Below are 20,155 nucleotides of genomic sequence, written 5' to 3' on the forward strand. Positions count from 1 at the left end.
TATTGAATAGGAGGTAGTATATTGAAATCTTCTTATAAGTTTGAAAAAGAGGTGTTAAAACTTATATTTATTCCTAACAAAACTGAAGGAGTAGATTGTTCTGGAAAAGTCAAAATGGGAAGATATGAATGTAATATTCATACACCTAAAGATTGGGATATAGAAAAGATACACCCTGATGTACTGGCTTTAATTATCATTTTAATTGCATACCCATTCATAGATAAAGAAATTGAGGTTCCCATTGGTGTAAGTCAAGACTTTCATGATTCCTTTAAGAAGGAAACTAAAAAATCCATATATCCAGTGGATAAAAATCTAAAACCTAGAATTGCACCTAAAAATGCTGTTCCTGGTTTGGCTTATAGTGGAGGTGTTGATTCTACAGCAGCATTAGCCTTATTGCCTAGTAATACAGTTTGTTTTTTTCTAGATCGTATCCTTCCTAAAGAACTTGAAAAAAGCTTAAAATTATATGATAAACAATCTGTATATGACGTCTATTCACAACTAGAAAAACAAGGCAGGCAAGGATACAAAATAAAAACAGATTTGGAATATGTTAGAGTTCCAAGAGGTTTTCCTGTAGAGACATCTACTACAATACCCGCTTTATTGCTCTCAGATTATATTGGTATAGACAGTGTAGCTACAGGAACAATTATGGAACACCAGTATATACCATATCATAAAATTTCTTTAGATCGAGATTATTTTGTAAAATGGAATAATATCTTCAAAAGTATAGATATTCCCCTTAATCAAGTAACTGCTGGTATCAGTGAAGTTGGTACAATGAAAATTTTATTAAATTCACCTTATAGTTCCTTTAATCATTGGTGCATGAGAGGAGATAATTCTAGACCTTGCATGAAATGTGATAAATGTTTTAGAAAAAAAATATTAGAAATGATATTATTGAAACAACAAGTCCCTAATTCTATGCTGGACAATTTGTTTTTATCTAATGAAGTTAGAACAATGCTTAAACAGCTTCCTATTCCTTGTGAAAATGTAATCGCTTATATTACTTCACATTATAATGGAAACCATACCCTAATGAAATCCCTTAAGAAGCGTACTAGGGCAAATATACTAGATACTTCTTGGATGGAAAAATGGTACTCTCCTGCGAAAGATTTAATAGCAGAAAAATATTATAACTCTGTGGAAAAGGAAATTATCAAACATCTTGAAGTCATGAGCAGTGAAGATGAAGCTAATATGAATAGTTGGGATATTACTAGTATAAATAATTCACTTATTTATCAAAAATATCAACAGGACTTTATATCCGATTTAACTAAATTTAAGCAAGATACTATCAGAAATAGATAGGAGGGAATGGAAATTTATCAATATAGGAATCATCTCAATTCATATATTAAACAGAAATTACAATCAATGTTTAAAAAAGAAAGATTTGATGAAAAACCTGGTGTTTCTATTATCTTATGTTCTAATCGTCTTAACAAAATTGAAGATATCTTCGATAGTTTTTTAAGACAAAGTTATGATCCTAAAGAACTAATAATCGTTTTAAATAACAATAATATGAATATAGATGAATATCATGAAAAAGCTAAAAATTTAAAAAACATCAAAATATTTCAATTGGATGAAACTCTTTCTTTAGGTTATTGTTTTAAGTTTGCATTGAACCATGCAGCTTTCGATTATATAGCAAAGTTTGATGATGATGACTACTATGGCACTGATTATCTTAAGCAAGCTATGAACGCATTTAACGAAATTAATTGTGATGTTGTAGGAAAAGCATCTTATTATATTTATTTTCATCAAAGTAAAATACTAGCTCTATATGGAGAGCAGAAACAAAATATGTTTGTCAATCGAGTTGCAGACTCAAGCCTAGTTTTTAAGAGAAGTGTTTTAGAGAAAATAGATATTCCTCTTATAAAAAAAGCTGGAGCTTTTGCAAATATTCAAAGCCAATTTAAAAATTATGATATAAGCGTCTATTCTACAGATAAATATAATTATTTAGTAAATAGATATAACGATTTAGAACATCAGCACACCTGGAAAGTGTCTGATACTGAATATCTTAAATATCCTTCCGTAAAAATTGTGGCTGAAAACATAGAAAACTTTATTCCATATATTGAAAATAAAGATTAATCATTAATGGTTAATCTTTATTTATAGTATCTATATCATTATTACCTTCTATTGAATATACTGTATTACTACGTAAATTCAACTAGGAAGGTAGATGCTAATGATATTATACAATGAAATAATTAATAGACAAGTAAATATATCTATTATTGGATTAGGCTATGTGGGCTTACCTTTAAGCCTTAGTTTTGCTAAAAAAGCAAATGTAATAGGATTTGATATAGATACTAAGAAAATTGACAATTACAATGCTGGAATTGGCTTATCAGATTATATAGAATTAGATGAACTTGAAGATATTACGATTTCATTTTCTTCTGATGAAAATAGGCTAAAAGATGCCAAATTCCATATAATTGCCGTCCCAACGCCAATATATGAAGATAATTCACCTAATTTAGAATATGTTATAGAAGCAAGTACAATTCTTGGTAGAAACTTAAAAAAAGGATCAATTGTAGTTTATGAATCTACAGTATATCCAGGTGTTACTGAAAATATCTGTATTCCAATATTAGAAGGAGCATCTAAACTAAAGTGTGGCGTAGATTTTAAGGTAGGTTATTCTCCTGAGAGAATAAATCCTGGAGATCCAGTGAATAAATTAGAATCTATAGTTAAAATTGTTTCAGCTATAGATGAGGATGCCTTAGATATTATATCAAGTGTATATGAATTGATAGTAAAATCGGGGGTTTATAGAGCAGAAAGTATTAAGATAGCTGAGGCAGCAAAGGTAATTGAAAATACTCAAAGAGATATTAATATAGCTTTTATAAATGAAATAAGCATTATCCTAAATCATCTTGAAATAGACACCAGATCGGTTCTTAATGCCATGGACACAAAATGGAATGCCTTAGGATTTAAACCTGGATTAGTAGGAGGCCATTGTATAGGTGTTGATTCTTATTTCTTAATTCATATTGCCCAAAGTCTTGGAATTAAACCAGAAACAATTATTGTTGGGAGAAAAACAAATGATTTAATGGCAAAATATATATGTAAAAATACAGTTAGCAAACTTTTGGAATCTAGAAAATCAATAAGAAATACAAATTTAGCTATATTTGGTTTTTCATTTAAAGAAAATTGTCCTGATATTAGAAATACAAAAGTTATAGATTTAATTAATGAATTAAAAAATTATGGAATTAATATTAAAGTAGTAGATCCTATTGTGAACTCAAAAGAAGTATTTAATCAATATGGAATTAATATTACTGATATAAGTGAAATTCAAGATATGGATGCTATAATCTTTGCTGTTTCCCATGAAGAATTTTATAAGTATTCACTGGATAGTATTAAATTTATGTACTCTAAAGATGTACAGCCTCTGCTCATTGATATTAAAGGATTATTTGATAGAACAAATGCTATATCCTTAGGATATAATTACTGGTCATTATAACAAAACAGGGGGCATTGAAATATGCTCCCTGTTTTATAATATTATAAACCTAATTTAATTTTTAATTTATCAAGCATATCTCTAGTCATAGCATCTAGATCATATTTTGGATTCCATCCCCATTCTTCTCTAGCAGCTGAATCATCTAATGAATTTGGCCAAGTATCAGCAATACCCTGTCTTACTGGGTCTACATCATAGTCTAACTCAAATTCTGGTATAACTTTTTTAATTGACGCTGCTAACATTTCTGGGTCGAAGCTCATGGCAGTTACGTTGAATGCATTTCTATGGATTAATTTAGCCGGATCTGCTTCCATAAGATTTACTATGGCATCAAGAGCATCTGGCATATACATCATATCCATCTTTGTGCCTTTGTCTATGAAGCTAGTATATTTTTTGTTCTTTAATGCATCGTAATAAATGTGAACTGCGTAGTCTGTAGTTCCACCACCTGGTAATGTTTCATATGAGATAAGACCTGGGAAACGAACTCCTCTAGTGTCTACTCCAAATCTCTTAAAGTAGTAATCACATAATAATTCTCCAGCTACTTTAGTAACACCATACATTGTAGTTGGTCTTTGTATAGTATCTTGTGGAGTATTATCTGGTGGAGTAGTTGGTCCAAAAGCTGCTATTGAAGATGGTGTATAAACCATACAGTTTTCTTCTCTAGCTACTTCAAGAATATTGTATAATCCATTCATATTTATATCCCAACAATCTTCTGGATATTTTTCCCCAACAGCTGAAAGAATAGCTGCAAGATTTATAATAGTATTTACATTGTGTTTTCTAACTATTTCAGATACATCTTTGCCTTTTGTTATATCAACTATTTCAAATGGGCCGGATTGTATTAAATTTTCATGGCCTTCCTTTATTCTTCTACCACTGGCAATTATATTATCTGCCCCATAAATCTTTCTTAGTTCTGTTGTAAGTTCTGAACCAATTTGTCCTAATGCACCTGTTACTAATATTTTTCTCATTATATACACCTCCGCAGTATTTAATATCCTTAGCTCGTCATAATTATATCATGAATTACAAGTTTTGGATATAATTTTTGTTAATAAAAACAAATTCCTATGCCTTTCGGCCCTAAGTGACTACCAATTACTGGACCTAACTCATCTATAGATATTAAAGCATTGGGGAATTTTTCCTCTAATATTGTTTTAAATTTTATAGCTGAATCCATGTCCATTATATGACAAATTCCTATTTTCTCCACATCCTCTGGAACTTTATCTATTATTGAGGCTATTGCTTTATTTTTACCTCTTAATTTTTCCAGTAGTTGAAGTTCTCCATCTTTTAACTCGATTATAGGCTTAATATTTAATAAATTTCCTACAGCAGCTTGAACTGATGAAAGCCTTCCGCCTCTACTTAAATATTCTAAAGTTTCGGTAGTTAAATATATATGCATTCCCAGTTTTTTAGAATTTATGTGATTTTCAATTTCCCCTGAAGATTTTCCTTCCTTAGCCATGGCTACTGCATCCTCAACTAAAAATCTTAAATTTGATGCAGCATTTATGGAGTCTATAATAGTAATTTTTTTACCTTCTAACATATTCTTTGCAAGTGTTGCACTGTTATAAGTTCCGCTTAATTTAGAAGATAAAAGAATGGCTATTATCTCATCATATCCTTCTTCAAAGGACTTTATAAATACATCTAAAAAATCTCCTGTAGATGGCTGTGATGTGGAAGGAAATAATTTTGTACTGCTTAACTTACTATAAAAATCATCAAATTCTCCTGGAAACGACTCTTTACTCGTTTCCCCACCAAATACATAATTTAGTGGCACTATGGCTACATCTTCTCTTTCTGCATATTCTTTTGTAATGTATCCTGTACTATCGACTACTATCTTAATTTTTGACATTTTCGTACCTCCTTGAATATAATAATTCTACTATTAAATTATGGCAGAATTATTATATTATTTCATACTTTAATTTATTTTACAACTATTTCTTAATCTCTATTTCTCATTCTTCGAAAATATAATATTTAATTCTTAATATTTTCAAGGATCTCATCTCTTTTATTTTTTATATTTCCTATTTCATTTTTCACCAAACTAGAAACTATTGTATTTTATTAACACTTTACCTATACATTACATATTCTATAGTGAGTGATAACACTCATGTATAAATATTAACTGTATAGGAGGTGTCTTCATGGGTGGTCTATTTGGCGGAAGAGATTGTGACTTTGATGATTCTTTACTATTCTTCTTTTTACTATTAGTAGTTCTTTTTACTAATTGTGGTGGCTTTGGTAGAGGTCGATGTTGCTAGCGTAATATAGAATGCCCTAGATTTTTTTCTAGGGCATTGTTATTTACTTATTTAGTAAATATTTTGCAGATATTTTTATTCCTATGGCTCCCAATGGTGCTGTGACTAATATGGATAATACTGCAACAGCCAATATAATATCTCCCGATTCTACACCTAATGATAGTGGCACTGCACCCATTGCAGCTTGAACAGTTGCCTTTGGTATATAGGCAATAATGCAAAATATCTTCTCTTTCCAATTCAAATCTGTGTTTAATAGGGAAATCACTACGCCTATACTTCTTCCCAAAAGACCAATTAATAATACTATAATTCCTATCTTTCCAGCATTAAGTGCAACTTTCACATTTACTTCAGCTCCCACTAGTACAAATAATAGTATTTCTGCAAAGACCCATATTTCATTAAACTTTCCTGCTAGTCTTTCACCTATCTTAGGCATCTTTTCAATTATAATAAATCCTATGGTCATAACTCCTAATAATGAAGCTATAGCTATTTTTGTCTTTAATAAATTTTCCAATTCAGTAATAAGAATAGCTAACCCTAATATCAGTAAAACTTTCTTTGCATCTTGTATATTATATTTATTAAATATTTTTACCAATATAAACCCAATAATAGCACCAACTAAAATTCCTAATAATATTGATACTGGAATATTTAATAATTGTATACCAATATTCATATGAGATCCACTATATAGCCCTAAAAATCCACTGAATATAGTAATAGCGAAAACATCATCAATGGAAGCTCCTGCCAATATCAATGTTGGTATTCCTTTATTTGTTCCCATGTTATTCTCCATTAATTTTAACATAGCTGGAACCACAACAGCAGGAGAAACTGCCGCAATAATAAATCCTAAAATTCCCCCTTGAATAAAAGAAAAACCTAAAAACTTCACCGATGCAAATGCGATGAAAAAACCTTCTATTAACCCTGGTATACAGCTCATCTTTAATGCAGGTTTACCAACTCTTTTTAAATCCTCTTTATTTAGCCCAAGGCCTGCCCTAAGCAAAATTATAATTAGTGCAATTTTTCTTAAATCGGCAGAGGAATTTAATATATCCTTTCCAATTAAGTTAAATCCATAGGGTCCTATTATTATCCCTAATATTATCATCCCTAAGAGCCCTGGTAATTTCAGTTTTTCAAATAACTTATTTGCAAGTAGTCCTAACAGTAAAATAATTGCCAAACTTTTTGCCACAAAATCATCTCCTTTTCATCATTACAAAACAAAAACTCCTACAGAAATATTTATAATATCATCTGTAGGAGTCATTAGCATTATGCAGTTTCGGTGAACTCCATCACCCTATTATATTTTATTATAAGTATAGTATTAAAACCTACTTATGTCAAGGAATCTTTCGACTAGTCATCAGATAATTTATAAGTCAAATAAACTAATTTGCTTAGATTCATATTTATCTTCAAAGGTATTAAGGTAAGTAAATATTTCCTTTATATCATATATAATTCCACTTTTTTTACATCTTTTATGAAATAAATCCATTAACCTCTCACTATGCTTACTCTTTATCTCATAATCATTTCCAAAGGATTTTATATATTGTTGTTTTAATCCAGGAAATTTTTTATCTAAAGCTCTATAAAAGTATTCTCTATTTCCCTCACGAAGTGTTAAACCCATACCAAAACAAATAATGCCCTTTACCTTAGCTTCCTCACAATAATCTAAAATCCAATTTATATTTTCCTCAGTATCATTTATAAAAGGTAAAATTGGACATAGCCAAACTATTGTAGGTATTCCGTTATCTCTCATAATTTTTAAAACTTCGACCCGGTCTTTTGTAGTAGAAACATTTGGCTCTATTAAAGAGCATAGTTCTTCATCAAATGTAGTTAATGTAATTTGAACAACGCATTTGGTCTTTTCATTTATACTCTTTAATATATCTAAATCCCTCAAAATTCTATTGGATTTAGTCAGTATAGATAATCCAAAGCCATATTTCTCAATAAGATTCAAGCATTGTCTAGTGTGTTGTAATTGTATTTCAATTGGAATATATGGATCTGTCATGGCACCAGTACCAATCATACAGCGTTTACGTTTTCGTTTCAATGCATCTTCCAATAACTCTACAGCATTAATTTTCACTTCTATATCTTCGAACTCATGCTGCATTTGGTAACATTTACTTCGAGAGTCACAATAGATACATCCATGAGAGCATCCACGATATAAATTCATTCCATTTTTAGAAGATAAAATGCTCTTAGCTTTAACTTCATGCATATTTGAACCTCTACTTTCTTATCCACTTATAATTGGTAAAATTAATTTTAATCTAGGGTTATCCAATATCTTTGAAAAATTGTATCTCCTTCTTGTAGTTCGTTTTCTAACTTTCCGCCATTATTTATAATAGTCTTTGCTGATGCAATATTGTCTTTATTGCAAGTAATTAAAACTTCTTTGATCTTTAGTCTTTTGCATTCTTCTAAAGCTAATGACAGCATTTCAGTTCCATAGCCTCTCTGCCTTTCCGATTTTCTAACACTACCACCTATATGTCCACCAACCTTTAATATCTGATCATCTAAGCGATGCCTAATATCAACCATCCCAACTAAACGACCATCATCAGTAGAGATGACTAGATATGTAGTTGATGGGACTAGGCCTTTTCTTACAGTTTCCTCTTTTCGATCATTACAAACTCCGATATACCATTCACTAAAGGTTTCGATATTACTCAAGCCACGTGTTCCATCCATACTATCATTATTTTCAATAAATTCCTTTTTATAATTCATGATTTCATCTTCAAACTCCATAGCTGGTAATACTAATTTTAATCTGCCCATATTATCCCCCTTAAATTTATTCTCTATTTACAATATCTTGTTCTTCTTATTCCTATAGTAAGAATTTCATGTAGTATATAATGTTTTTCGTTTATAGTCAATCTTTATCCTAGATTTCTCAGATATATTTTAAATCCTATCATCTAAGTCACTATTTTCAATAAGATTTTTACTTAAATTAAATATATTATCAATATCATTAATACTTGCATCTTCAAATGTTAATTCCATGACTTTACCATCATTCCACCATTGATTCAATTGTTCTGCATCATCTACTATTACGCTTCTAATAACTATATTTTCTTTCTCTATTCTCATACTACCCTCCAAGATTATAGCTTTATTTATATATTTAATAATTATGTTATTTCAACATTCTGTATTTATTTCCAGTCTAATCTTTATTATATCACCTATAATAATATAAATGGTATATCTTAATAATAAATCAAAATAAAACATGATATGGTGAGATATCATGTTTTATTTTGATTTATATGGATTTTTAAAACCTTAACTATTATACTCATTAAAATCAGAAGGCTTTTCATATGGTAAAGATTAATCTTCTATTGATTTTTTTCATAATACTTAAGTAAAATATTCGATCTTAGAATTAATAAAATTATCCTGAATTAGTTCTGAAATATATTCTTTTATTTCAGAACTTTGTTCTTTAGGGTAAACGTATTTAAATTTTCCATAGGGTCCCCACTTAAGTTGCCTATTTTCTTCATTGAGATCTAATTCAGTATTTGGAAATCTAGTAAGAATTAATTCCTTTGCAGTAGCCGTAAATCTATGCTGTATAAGTTCAAAGGTAATCTCTTTATTATAGTCCACAAGTTGAGATTTCAAATTGTTTAGTAGTTCCCTATAATCCTCTTTCCAGTTTTCATATATCATAATAGGTGCTATAATAAAACCTATGGGATAGCCTGCCTTTGCAATTTTTGTTGCAGCTTCTATTCTTTCTTCAAAACTAGAGGTACTGTGTTCAAATTTTTCTATTATATATTTAGTATTTATACTAAACCTAAACTTAGTATGATCATTATGTTTTATATCTAAAAATGAATCTACATTATTAAATTTAGTGATTACCCTAAGTCTTCCATTTTCACTATTAGAAAAGAATTCTATACACTTTTTTAAACTTCCTGTTAAATGCTCAAGGGCAACTGGATCTGTGATACTTCCACATTCAAAAGTAGTTATATTAGGTAAATTCTCATCTATATGTTCCTGAACTACATCCAATATTTCATCTACATTTACAAACACTTTCATAAAGGGCTTTTCACCTTGTGTTGTTTGTAAATAACAATATTCACAATGTCCAGGACATGAACTTGATAAAGCAAATTGATAATCTGCCGATGGCTTACACTTTCTTAGTTTTTTTTCCCTACTAACAGTTAGATAAATTGTCTTTTTAGCCTTAGCATAATTCTCGGAAGGAGACTTACCTTCTATTGCAACTTTTTTTGTTTGTATTATAGGGATATTTAACTTTTCTAATTTTTCCTTTACCATTATTCCAGTATCATATTCTAAACTTTTAGGATCAATATATACTCTATCTGGCATAAACAATTTCATTTTTTCACCTCAGAAGTATTATTTCCTTTTAGCGAATATTAATTCAGTTGATATTTAGATAATAGTCCTTACTTAAAAATTGTTTTTCACCGCTAAAACTATTATAGGAACTATCTCCATAATATTGAAATCCTAATTTCTCCATTACCTTTTTTGAACCAATATTATCAACTGCATGTCTACAAAAGAACTTTTTCTCTCCCAAAATATCTATGGCAAAATCTAATATTACTTTTCCAGCCTCTGTAGTTAAACCTTGTCCCCAATATTTTTTCATAATATTATATCCAAGTTCATAGCAATTAAGCTGCTCTTTATAGTGTACACCGCCTGAACCAAATAATTCTCCAGTTTCTTTTAACACAAATCCCCAATTATAAAGACCTTCTTTATGAATATTTTCTACTTCTACTTTTAGCCACTCAACAGTATCATCAATAGATTCATGTGTATCCCACATCATGAATTTTGATACTTCTGGGTCAGATGTCCAACTTCTATAAATATTTTCAGCATCATCTATAGTAAGAGGTCGAAGAATTATCCTTTTGCTTTCTAATATAGGTATTTTCATAGTCTTTCCTCCTTATATAATCTTTTAATAGATATATTATTTACTAGTTATAAATAGAAGGTGGTTACTAGCTCCCAAAAATTCTGGTTTTTCACAGTAATAATAGTGATAATTTAGCCACTTATTATAGGTTTCATCATCCATATTATTTATATTATCTGCTAATAACTCACTTAGTCCATCTGTAGCAACCTCATTATTAATTGTTAAACCTGAATCTCTTAATATTTGTCTACAATCATCTACTGTATGAAAAACAAATGGAAAATCTCTAACTTTAAAGGTATCGTGATTATATGTATATCCAGTTAGAAAACTAGGATTGTAACACATGGTTTCAGTCGTAATCACCATATCATTGGAAATAAAGGCAAAGAACATTTTACCATTATCTTTACAAACTCGCTTTACTTCTTCTATACATTTCATTCTGTCCCCAATTTTCTCTAAATGATATAATGGTCCAAAACATAATACTATATCGTAGGTTTTATCTTCAATCATAGATATATTCATTGCATTTCCTTGAAAAACTTCAAGTGACATTTCCTCGTTAATTTTTTCTTTAATCTGAGAAACATGACTTTCCACTAATTCAACTGCCGTTACTTGGAATCCATTTTTTGCGAAATATAAGCTATATTCTCCAGTACCAGCACCTAAATCCAATATTTTCGTATCTGGTTTAAGATATTTTTCAATCTGTCTTATGGTAGTTAAAAATTCAACTCTAGTTGCCTTAGTAGATAATCGTGTACTTTCATCAAAAATATTATAAATTGCTGACACTCTTTCTTCTTCATTTTTTATCTCAAATATATCTTCCATTCTCAAGCTTAATCACTCCCTTTTTAATAGATTTAATTACAAAGATAAATATCATAATAATAAGTTTATTTCCATTTATTATAAAACAGTAAGATTTCATTCTTACTGTTTTTAAATTAGTTTTAGTCCTTCTTCTAAATCTTCAATTATATCTTTGCTATCTTCTAATCCAACAGATATTCTCACCATACTTTCTGTAAGACCAAATTCGGCTAATCTTTCCTTTGGATACCCTCTATGAGTAATTGCAGCCGGTATCTGAACTAAGGTTTCACAATCTCCTAAACTAACTGCCAACTGAGCCAACTTTAATCCATCTGCAAATTTTATTGCAGATTGTAATCCACCCTTTACTTCAAAGCTTATTATAGCTCCAAAGCCTTTCATCTGTTCCTTTGCTATATTATGACCTTTAAAATCCTCTAAACCTGGATATAGGACTGAATCTATCTTTGGATGATTTTTTAGGAAGTCAACTACTTCCTTTGCATTTTTTTCATGCTGCCTCATTCTAATTCCTAAGGTTTTTAATCCTCTAAGAAGCAACCAAGCATTAAAAGGACTCATGGCTCCTCCAAATTCACACATATAGCCAAATTTTAAATAATTTATATATTCTATATCCTTAGATATGGCAACTCCTGCCACTACATCACCATGACCACAGATATATTTTGTAGCACTATGAACTACTATATCTGCTCCTAATAATAATGGATTTTGAAAATATGGTGAGGCGAAAGTATTATCAACTACTATTTTTATATTATTTTTCTTTCCTATTTCTCTAACCTTTCTTATATCTATAATAGATAAATCAGGATTTGATGGAGTTTCAAAATATATAACTTTAGTAGATTCATCTATTGTGTTTTCAAGCTCATTCAAATCTGTTAAATCTACAATTTTATAATTTATATTATATTTTGGTAATAGTTCAGTGACTACACTATAAGATGAACCATATAGGGTTTTGTGAACTATAATGGTATCTTTGGGTTTTAATAAAGAAAATATAGTAGAGCTAATAGCTGCCATTCCTGAAGAAAAAGCTACTGCTCCTACTCCATGTTCTAATTCTGCCATTCGATTTTCAAATAATCTAATGGTAGGGTTGTTTCCTCTTGTATAAACATAATCATCTGATTCAAAAGACATTATTTTATTTGCGTGTTCTATATTATCAAATACAAATGTGGAAGTTTGAAATATAGGTGGGTTTAAGGCATTACTTGGATTTTTTCCTTTAATCCCTCCATGAATAGTCCTTGTATCAAATCTCATTTTATCCCTCCAAATCTTATTTTAGATTACTTACAGTTCTATAATTGAATTATTACATTTACAATTTTCTTGATTTAAATCACTTAAAAATACTTTAATAAATCCTTCTGTAATCTTTGCTTTACTTTTTTCTAATGCTCCTTGAATATCGTGTATGGCAATTTCTCCACACATTCCTGTACACCAATTCGTAATGATTCCCACTACTCCATAACACATACCTAATTCTTTTGCCAGTACTACTTCCGGCACATTAGTCATTCCTACTACATCTCCACCTAGATTCTTGTACATCTTTATTTCATGCTGTGTTTCAAATCTCGGGCCTTCAGTACATACATATACTGCCTCACCTTTTATATTTAATCCTATATCCCTAGCAGTTAGATAAAATTTCTCTCTTAATTTTTTACAATAGGGTTCACTCATATCCACATGCTTTACTGGCTCATCTTTTCCTTCAAAAAAAGTCATTGGTCTTAGTTTTGTAAAATCTATGAAATCTTTTATTAAAACAATATCTCCCAGTTCATAGTTTTCATTACAAGATCCCACTGCAGCTGTTGCATATATATATTTGATTCCCAATTGTTTTAGAGCCATTATATTTGCTCTATAGTTTATTAAATGAGGTGGTACAGAATGTTCCTTTCCATGCCTTGCCAAAAATACGATTTCTTCTCCATTTATATTCAAAATATCTACTTCAACTTCACCGTATTTTGTATTTACTAATCTTTTTTCACTTATACTTCCTACATCATATACTCCCGTTCCTCCAATTATAGCCTTTTCCATATTCTCACCTCTATAATTTATATTTAATTCTTATTTTAATTTCATAATATTCTCTTTATATGGAAGTCTAATAATTCCTTTTTCAGTTATTATTCCAGTTATATTCTCCCAAGGTGTAACATCAAATGCAGGATTATATACATCTATTCCTTCTGGAGCAATTCTTATTCCATCTATATGAGTTACTTCAGATATGTCTCTTTCTTCAATTTCGATTTCTTTACCTGTTTCTATATCAAAATCTATAGTCGTTGTAGGTGCTACTATATAAAATGGAACATTATATGTTTTAGCTATTACTGATAACATAAAAGTTCCTATTTTATTTGCAGTATCTCCATTAGTGGCGATTCTATCTGCTCCAACTAAGATTACATCTATTTTTCCATCTCTTATTAAAGTTGCAGCCACATTGTCAGCTATTAATCTTGATGGAATTTCTTCCTGCACCAGTTCCCAAGCTGTTAATCTGCCTCCTTGAAGTCTAGGTCTTGTCTCATCTGCGTATACAAATATATTCTTTCCAGTATAGTGAGCTTCTCTAATTACTCCAAGAGCTGTTCCATAACCTACTGTTGCTAATGCTCCTGTATTACAATGAGTTAAAATAGTAGCATTTTCTTTTATTACTTCATTGCCATACTTTGCCATGATCTTATTTGTTTCTATATCTTCAGCAAGTATATTGTCTGCTTCCTCCTTTATCCTTTTATATAATTCATCTAAAGGTAGGTTCTTGTTGCTTTCTATTAAAACTCTCATTCTCTTAATTGCCCACATTAAATTTACTGCTGTAGGTCTGGAATTACCTAGAAAAACTAAAGCTTCTTCCAGCTTTTTAAAGAATTCATCTTCTTTTAAGAACTCCTTCGCCGCCAATACTACTCCATATGCCGCTGTAGCTCCTATGGCTGGTGCTCCCCTGACTACCATATCTCTAATGGCAAATTCTACTTCTTTATAATCTTTACACTGAAATATTTCATAAATTCCTGGCAATTTTCTTTGATCTATTAAATATAATATATCATCTTTAAACTCTATGGTTTTTATCTCCATTATTCTTCTCTCCCCTCTAAATCTAGTTTAATCTTTTTTCACCTGTCCATAGGTCTTAAATTTTTCAATCATTAAAGTCATCTCTTCTTCAGATAATATTACTGGCTCTCCTATAGCTTTAGTTCTATAATATAATTCTGCTACATATTCAATTTCTTCAGTGATATTAAAAGCATTGGCTAAATCCTTTGAACCTGCTAAAAGTCCATGGTTGGCTAAAAGTACTGCATATCTATCCTTCATAGCTTCAAAGGCATTTTCTGCTAACTCTTTAGTTCCATAGGTAGCATAATTTGCACATCTCACATCAAGCCCTGCTAATGCCACCATATAATGTACTGGAGGCAATGACCAATTCAAACAAGCCAATGTAGTTGCATACATGGTATGAGTATGAATTATGGCATCTATATCATCTCTATTTTCATAGAAAATCCTATGCATATCATATTCACTAGAAGGCTCTCTATGCCCATCTACTATATTTCCCTTTAAATTCATAACTACAATATCTTCCACACCTGTTTTAAAATAATCTATACCTGAGGGGGAAATAGCCATTAAGCTCTTCTCTCTATTATAAACACTTAAATTTCCACCTGTTCCTTTAGTAAGATTGGATGTAGCTAGCTTTTTCCCATATTCAACAATTAGCTTTTTTTCTTCTAACATTATCATTAAATCAACTCCTATTTACTAGTTTAATAACAATTTCTCAAAAGCAACTCTTTCATTTCCATCTTCTAAATATATTATTCCACAATATCTATATCCGTTTTTTTCTAAAGACCTTTGCATTGAAAGGTTTTCACTATGGGTATCTACTTTTATGCTATGAATATTCTTATTTAAGCAAATATCTTCCACGTACTTCATCATAAGAGAAGCAAGTCCCAATCCTTTATATTCTGAATCAACAGCCATTCTATGTATCACTGCATATTTTCCATTACTTAGCCATTGCCCTTTATAAATCTTTTTATAAGTTGGTTCTTCATCAAAGCTTAGATATACGGTTCCAATAATGATACCATCTTTTAGTAACACATAACTATTTTTATTTTTTATATCTTCTCTTATAATATCATCATTAGGATAGTTATTTTGCCACTGATCTATTTTGTTGTTTCTAAAGTTTTCTTGAGCCTTAAATATTATATTCATTATATCATCTATGTCCTTATAATCTGCCATTCTAAAATCCATTCCATCACTCCTATTTAAAATATAAGATATTTTCAAAATCAAATCCAATTTAGAAATTTAGTTAAAGCCAAGTATAATCTTAGCTAATGAATTCTATATTTGATTGACTTTTGAGAAAGAAAACTAATCAAAATCTATTTATAGCAAATTCTACATATGGATTAGCTTGTCCTAATTATATGTAGTTTTAAATACTTTTATGAAATCAATATACTAATTTATAAAAGTATAATTAAAACTATTATTAAGTTTTCTTGTAATAGTATTTCTAATATCTTTATTAATTTCTACTGGATTTCTCTTTGTTCCAAAATACCTTTCCTCTATGATTATTTCTACTCCATGGTCCTTCATTACTCTTTTCATTGCTTCCATTGTAAAACCCATACTTAATTCATCTGGACCAGCACATACACCTATTATAATGGACTTTATGTCTTTAGAATCTAATTGGCTGCTCCAGCTACCTTTATCGAAAGTAAATAATGAAAAAAGTCTATCAAGAAATATCTTCATATATGAAGTCACATTGTAATTATAAGAAGGAGACCCTAAAATTATGCCTTCTACAGTTTTAACTCTTTCAATTATTTCAGACATTTCATCATTGTAATAACATTTTTTATTTTTAATACAATATTCACATCCACTACAGATATTTTGTTCTATTTGGCTTAATACAACCTTATCTACTTTTCTTCCTCTGTTATTTAACCCTTCTATATAATGATTAATTAATGTATCAGTGTTTTTCCCTATTCTTGGACTCCCTAATATTGCAAGCCATCTTTTTTCCATTGGTTTTCCCCCTAAATATATCTTTTCTATAAACATTATCTTTAAAAAAGTCAAATAAAAACTTCTCAATCTTAAAAGAATTCTGGAAATTTAAGATTGATTTTCTTACTTAATGTTAAAGTATAATATTAACATCAAAGACACAAAGCTGTATTTTACAATCCTTAAGCTTTAAAGTTAAAGTTTAACTTTAACTTTTATATTTTCTAATATTATAACAAACTTTCTATTAAATTGTAACTGCCAACTCACAAACATCAACTATTAATGTTCTTAGAAAAAAATACTTATAATCATTATAATCCCTAAAATCAAAACTGGGATACCAACAACAATACCAATAACAGTTAAACTTAGTATAATACCAATAATGGTGAAAAACAAACCTAATAATCCAACTAGTAATCTACCAGTTACTTTTAATACACCCCCTATCAATGCGAATATTAGTACAAATAATATAATAAAAGGCAATAACAAAATTTTCATTAACCTTCCCCCTTAGAATTTACTTCAATTTATCTCTTTATATTATTCTCTCATACTAATATTCTATAAATCTTAGCCCTATAAGTTCCTTTAATTTTATATTTAAAGGATAAAATATCTACCTATAGATTAATTCACTAGCATTGAAGGGACTATCATATCAAATGTCAATTATTCTAATTTATGGTGAAGTATGACTCTGATTTTTAAATGAAAGAGTTATGCTCAACTTTTTATTCTCCAGCTGTGCATTAACTATTCCATTTATTTTTTCAACAAGTAATTTTACAATATAAAGACCAAGTCCAGTACTGGGACTATTACGAGATAAATCCGCCCTATAAAATTTATCAAAGATTTTATCTATATCTATTGCATACTCTTCTGAAATATCATTTTGAAAAGTAATATCTATATTTTTATCTTTAGTAATACTAATATGAAATTCATTTTTTCCATAGCTTACTACATTAGAAACAAGATTATCTATAATACGCTTTAACATAACTTCATCTGCAATAACAAAAGTTGGTTCACTTAACGATGTAATGCTTGGTACTATTCCCTTAGTTTCAAATTGTTCTGTATATATGAGAATACTATTAGTAATGATATTATCTAAATTTAATTGCTCCAGGTCTGGGGTACTTTCCTTCCCCTCCCAAGCGGATATATCATAAAAAATATTAATAAAACGTCGCAAATCTTCACTTCTAGATAATACTGTATCAACAAATTCCTGCTGTTCAGTATCCAGTTTTGTTTTTTGCAATAACTGTAAATAACCTATAATTGAAGTAAGAGGTGTCCGAAGATCATGTGAAATACTTGATATTGCTTCTCTAAGTTGCTTCTCACGTTTTAAGATTTCATTATTCTTTTCTTTCTGATAAAAAATAATATCATTTATTTCAGAAGCCAATCCCGTAATATCTTTATCTATTAAGGAAATATCAATAGGCCTTTCATTTCCAGCTATATGCTTATGTAATTGTCGCTTTATAGAACGCATCTCATTCTTTAAGATAATAAGAAATGCCGACAAAACAGCTATTATAATAATCAAAAATAATATAACTATCATATCAGCACTCCTTTCTGTTTTAATTATTTCACTTCTGCCTTTGCAAATAATAAGTTAGCCAATGAAATAACAATAATCACCGTAATCATAGCAGTTAAAAATACTGTTAAGACTGTGGATGGTAATATGATGTCATCAATAATACTTCCCATCTGCGCCAATGTAGTAAATCTAAGTAAATCTCCAATAACAGGAACAGCCTTGCCCAAGGTACTACTTATGGCTGAAATCAAAACTGGGAAAGCAAAACAAGTACAAATTGTTTTAGGTATATCTTTACATAAAAAGGCTAACAAAACAAAAATACTTGTTGTGCCTACATTCAAAATAATACCCAAAGCTGCCACCCTTAAAATAAATAGTACAGATGTTATTGTAAAGGGTTCTCCCCAGCCGTATTTGAATGTATAGATGATGGAAACGGTAATAGGATACAAAAGCATTATTATAGAAGTACCTATAAAGAAAACTAGTGCCTTTGATATAATAATATCTAATCTCTTATATCCTTGGAATAACTGAGACTGTATTGTTTTATTAGAAAAGTCAGAGCCGATATAAAACCCTGCAAATATTCCACTTACAAAGAGCATGAACATATCTCTAAATCCATTTGTATAGCCCTCCTTACCGCTTCCCCTTAGACCATCACTCATTAATATCCTTATTTCTGAAAATGCACTAAAAGCAGAAATCCCAATGACGATTAAAAGCAAAACTTTAAGAATATCTTGCCTTTTCAATTTATAAAACTCAAGCTTAATCAAATTAAACATGGTTAATACCCCCAATCGTATTTACAAAATAATTTTCCAAACTATCACCGGCAACCATAATATTTTTTATGATTAGGTTATGTTCTGAAAAGGCGGTAATAACCCTTTGAATATCATCAATAAAATCATATAATGTGATAGAATTATCTGGCATAACTTTATAATTTCTCGTAAATAAGTTACGCTCCAAAACTGTAACTGCATGAGAAACATCGTTGACATGGATAGAAATATGCTTTTTACAGCGTTCATCTAATTGTTTTTTTGTAATACTCTGTAGTATTCGACCTTGATGAATGATAATATAATTTGTCGCCAAACTATATAACTCACTTAATATATGACTTGAAATCAAAATCGTTATTTGCTTTTCAGCCACAAGTCGAATAAGTAATTCTCTAATCTCCACTATGCTCACTGGATCTAATCCATTTGTAGGTTCATCAAGCATTAAAAATTCTGGTTCTCCTAGTAAAGCTGTGGCAATTCCTAATCTTTGCTTCATGCCCATAGAAAAATTTTGTATTTTTTTCTTTCCTGTATCAGATAGCCCTACAATCTCAAGGGCTTGGTTAACAACTTTCTTATTAGGTATCCCCTGGGTTATTCTCATGGCTTCCATATTTTCAGAAGCTGTCATATAAGGATAAAACGCTGGAGTTTCAATAATACAGCCCATACGTTTTCTCTCCTCTGCAAGCCCCTTTTTATCGGAAACACCAAATAATTCTATGTCTCCCTTATTTGGAAAAGATAACCCAGATACAATACGCATAAAAGTAGTTTTTCCTGCACCATTTTGCCCAACAAAACCGTAAATACCACCTTTTTCTATTCTTATATTTACATTATCAAGGGCAAGGGTATTTTCATAGGTTTTGGAAAGTTCACATGTTTGCAATATACAATCCATCAAAT

At 29.9% G+C, this 20,155-nt stretch carries 22 protein-coding genes and 1 riboswitch; of the genes, 3 read left to right on the top strand and 19 right to left on the bottom strand.

The window, feature by feature from the left end; genetic code table 11:
* Positions 1-21: 21 nt before the first annotated feature.
* The 3 genes from RBU61_RS09950 (at position 22) to RBU61_RS09960 (ending at position 3,556) form a co-directional block, all read left to right on the top strand.
* Positions 22-1,338, top strand: coding sequence for a DUF6395 domain-containing protein (locus tag RBU61_RS09950; protein WP_308875215.1), 1,317 nt, complete (start codon positions 22-24; stop codon positions 1,336-1,338).
* Positions 1,339-1,344: 6 nt separating this feature from the next.
* Positions 1,345-2,142: a glycosyltransferase family A protein gene (locus tag RBU61_RS09955; protein WP_308875217.1), complete on the top strand. Its 798-nt coding sequence runs from the start codon at positions 1,345-1,347 to the stop codon at positions 2,140-2,142.
* A 100-nt stretch (positions 2,143-2,242) separates the two neighbouring features.
* The gene (locus tag RBU61_RS09960; protein ID WP_308875218.1) at positions 2,243-3,556 is read left to right on the top strand and encodes a nucleotide sugar dehydrogenase; all 1,314 of its coding nucleotides are present in this window, start codon (positions 2,243-2,245) and stop codon (positions 3,554-3,556) included.
* Positions 3,557-3,597: 41 nt separating this feature from the next.
* Here the strand turns inward: RBU61_RS09960 and RBU61_RS09965 are convergent, their stop codons facing one another.
* From RBU61_RS09965 to RBU61_RS10055, 19 genes are all read right to left on the bottom strand, one after another.
* Entirely contained in the window at positions 3,598-4,554 is a 957-nt protein-coding gene (locus RBU61_RS09965; protein ID WP_308875220.1) for an L-threonine 3-dehydrogenase, read from the bottom strand.
* A gap of 80 nt (positions 4,555-4,634) precedes the next feature.
* The gene (locus RBU61_RS09970) at positions 4,635-5,462 is read right to left on the bottom strand and encodes a DegV family protein (protein ID WP_308875221.1); all 828 of its coding nucleotides are present in this window, start codon (positions 5,460-5,462) and stop codon (positions 4,635-4,637) included.
* 464 nt (positions 5,463-5,926) lie between these two features.
* Positions 5,927-7,105, bottom strand: a complete 1,179-nt coding sequence (locus RBU61_RS09975; RefSeq protein ID WP_308875222.1) for a cation:proton antiporter — start codon at positions 7,103-7,105, stop codon at positions 5,927-5,929.
* Positions 7,106-7,163: 58 nt separating this feature from the next.
* Positions 7,164-7,222: riboswitch (Fluoride riboswitch) on the bottom strand.
* A gap of 66 nt (positions 7,223-7,288) precedes the next feature.
* Positions 7,289-8,164, bottom strand: a complete 876-nt coding sequence (locus RBU61_RS09980) for a radical SAM protein (protein ID WP_308875223.1) — start codon at positions 8,162-8,164, stop codon at positions 7,289-7,291.
* A gap of 47 nt (positions 8,165-8,211) precedes the next feature.
* Positions 8,212-8,736 (bottom strand): GNAT family N-acetyltransferase, encoded by a 525-nt coding sequence (locus RBU61_RS09985; RefSeq protein ID WP_308875224.1) that lies wholly within the window; start codon positions 8,734-8,736, stop codon positions 8,212-8,214.
* A gap of 129 nt (positions 8,737-8,865) precedes the next feature.
* Positions 8,866-9,057 (bottom strand): hypothetical protein, encoded by a 192-nt coding sequence (locus RBU61_RS09990; protein WP_308875225.1) that lies wholly within the window; start codon positions 9,055-9,057, stop codon positions 8,866-8,868.
* A gap of 273 nt (positions 9,058-9,330) precedes the next feature.
* On the bottom strand, positions 9,331-10,341 hold the full coding sequence (splB, locus tag RBU61_RS09995; RefSeq protein WP_308875226.1) for a spore photoproduct lyase: 1,011 nt from the start codon (positions 10,339-10,341) through the stop codon (positions 9,331-9,333).
* 43 nt (positions 10,342-10,384) lie between these two features.
* The gene (locus tag RBU61_RS10000) at positions 10,385-10,915 is read right to left on the bottom strand and encodes a GNAT family N-acetyltransferase (protein ID WP_308875228.1); all 531 of its coding nucleotides are present in this window, start codon (positions 10,913-10,915) and stop codon (positions 10,385-10,387) included.
* 36 nt (positions 10,916-10,951) lie between these two features.
* Positions 10,952-11,743, bottom strand: a complete 792-nt coding sequence (locus RBU61_RS10005) for a class I SAM-dependent methyltransferase (RefSeq protein ID WP_308879801.1) — start codon at positions 11,741-11,743, stop codon at positions 10,952-10,954.
* Positions 11,744-11,854: 111 nt separating this feature from the next.
* Entirely contained in the window at positions 11,855-13,027 is a 1,173-nt protein-coding gene (locus RBU61_RS10010; RefSeq protein ID WP_308875229.1) for a PLP-dependent aspartate aminotransferase family protein, read from the bottom strand.
* Positions 13,028-13,057: 30 nt separating this feature from the next.
* Positions 13,058-13,825, bottom strand: coding sequence for an S-methyl-5'-thioinosine phosphorylase (locus RBU61_RS10015; RefSeq protein WP_308875230.1), 768 nt, complete (start codon positions 13,823-13,825; stop codon positions 13,058-13,060).
* Positions 13,826-13,855: 30 nt separating this feature from the next.
* Complete coding sequence (mtnA, locus tag RBU61_RS10020) at positions 13,856-14,884, bottom strand: S-methyl-5-thioribose-1-phosphate isomerase (protein WP_308875231.1); 1,029 nt, start codon at positions 14,882-14,884, stop codon at positions 13,856-13,858.
* 27 nt (positions 14,885-14,911) lie between these two features.
* Positions 14,912-15,562 (bottom strand): L-fuculose-phosphate aldolase, encoded by a 651-nt coding sequence (locus RBU61_RS10025; protein ID WP_308875232.1) that lies wholly within the window; start codon positions 15,560-15,562, stop codon positions 14,912-14,914.
* An 18-nt stretch (positions 15,563-15,580) separates the two neighbouring features.
* Complete coding sequence (locus RBU61_RS10030) at positions 15,581-16,090, bottom strand: GNAT family N-acetyltransferase (protein ID WP_308875233.1); 510 nt, start codon at positions 16,088-16,090, stop codon at positions 15,581-15,583.
* A gap of 213 nt (positions 16,091-16,303) precedes the next feature.
* Complete coding sequence (locus tag RBU61_RS10035; RefSeq protein ID WP_308875234.1) at positions 16,304-16,888, bottom strand: flavodoxin family protein; 585 nt, start codon at positions 16,886-16,888, stop codon at positions 16,304-16,306.
* 273 nt (positions 16,889-17,161) lie between these two features.
* Entirely contained in the window at positions 17,162-17,377 is a 216-nt protein-coding gene (locus RBU61_RS10040) for a hypothetical protein (RefSeq protein WP_308875236.1), read from the bottom strand.
* Between the two features lie 181 nt (positions 17,378-17,558).
* Complete coding sequence (locus RBU61_RS10045) at positions 17,559-18,461, bottom strand: HAMP domain-containing sensor histidine kinase (RefSeq protein ID WP_308875237.1); 903 nt, start codon at positions 18,459-18,461, stop codon at positions 17,559-17,561.
* Between the two features lie 23 nt (positions 18,462-18,484).
* Positions 18,485-19,237, bottom strand: coding sequence for an ABC transporter permease (locus RBU61_RS10050; RefSeq protein WP_308875238.1), 753 nt, complete (start codon positions 19,235-19,237; stop codon positions 18,485-18,487).
* Positions 19,230-20,150 (bottom strand): ATP-binding cassette domain-containing protein, encoded by a 921-nt coding sequence (locus RBU61_RS10055; RefSeq protein WP_308875239.1) that lies wholly within the window; start codon positions 20,148-20,150, stop codon positions 19,230-19,232. The genes RBU61_RS10050 and RBU61_RS10055 overlap by 8 nt, the downstream gene beginning before the upstream one ends.
* Between the last annotated feature and the right edge of the window lie 5 nt (positions 20,151-20,155).

It is taken from the genome of Tissierella sp. MB52-C2, assembly GCF_030931715.1.
GTDB lineage: Bacteria > Bacillota > Clostridia > Tissierellales > Tissierellaceae > Tissierella.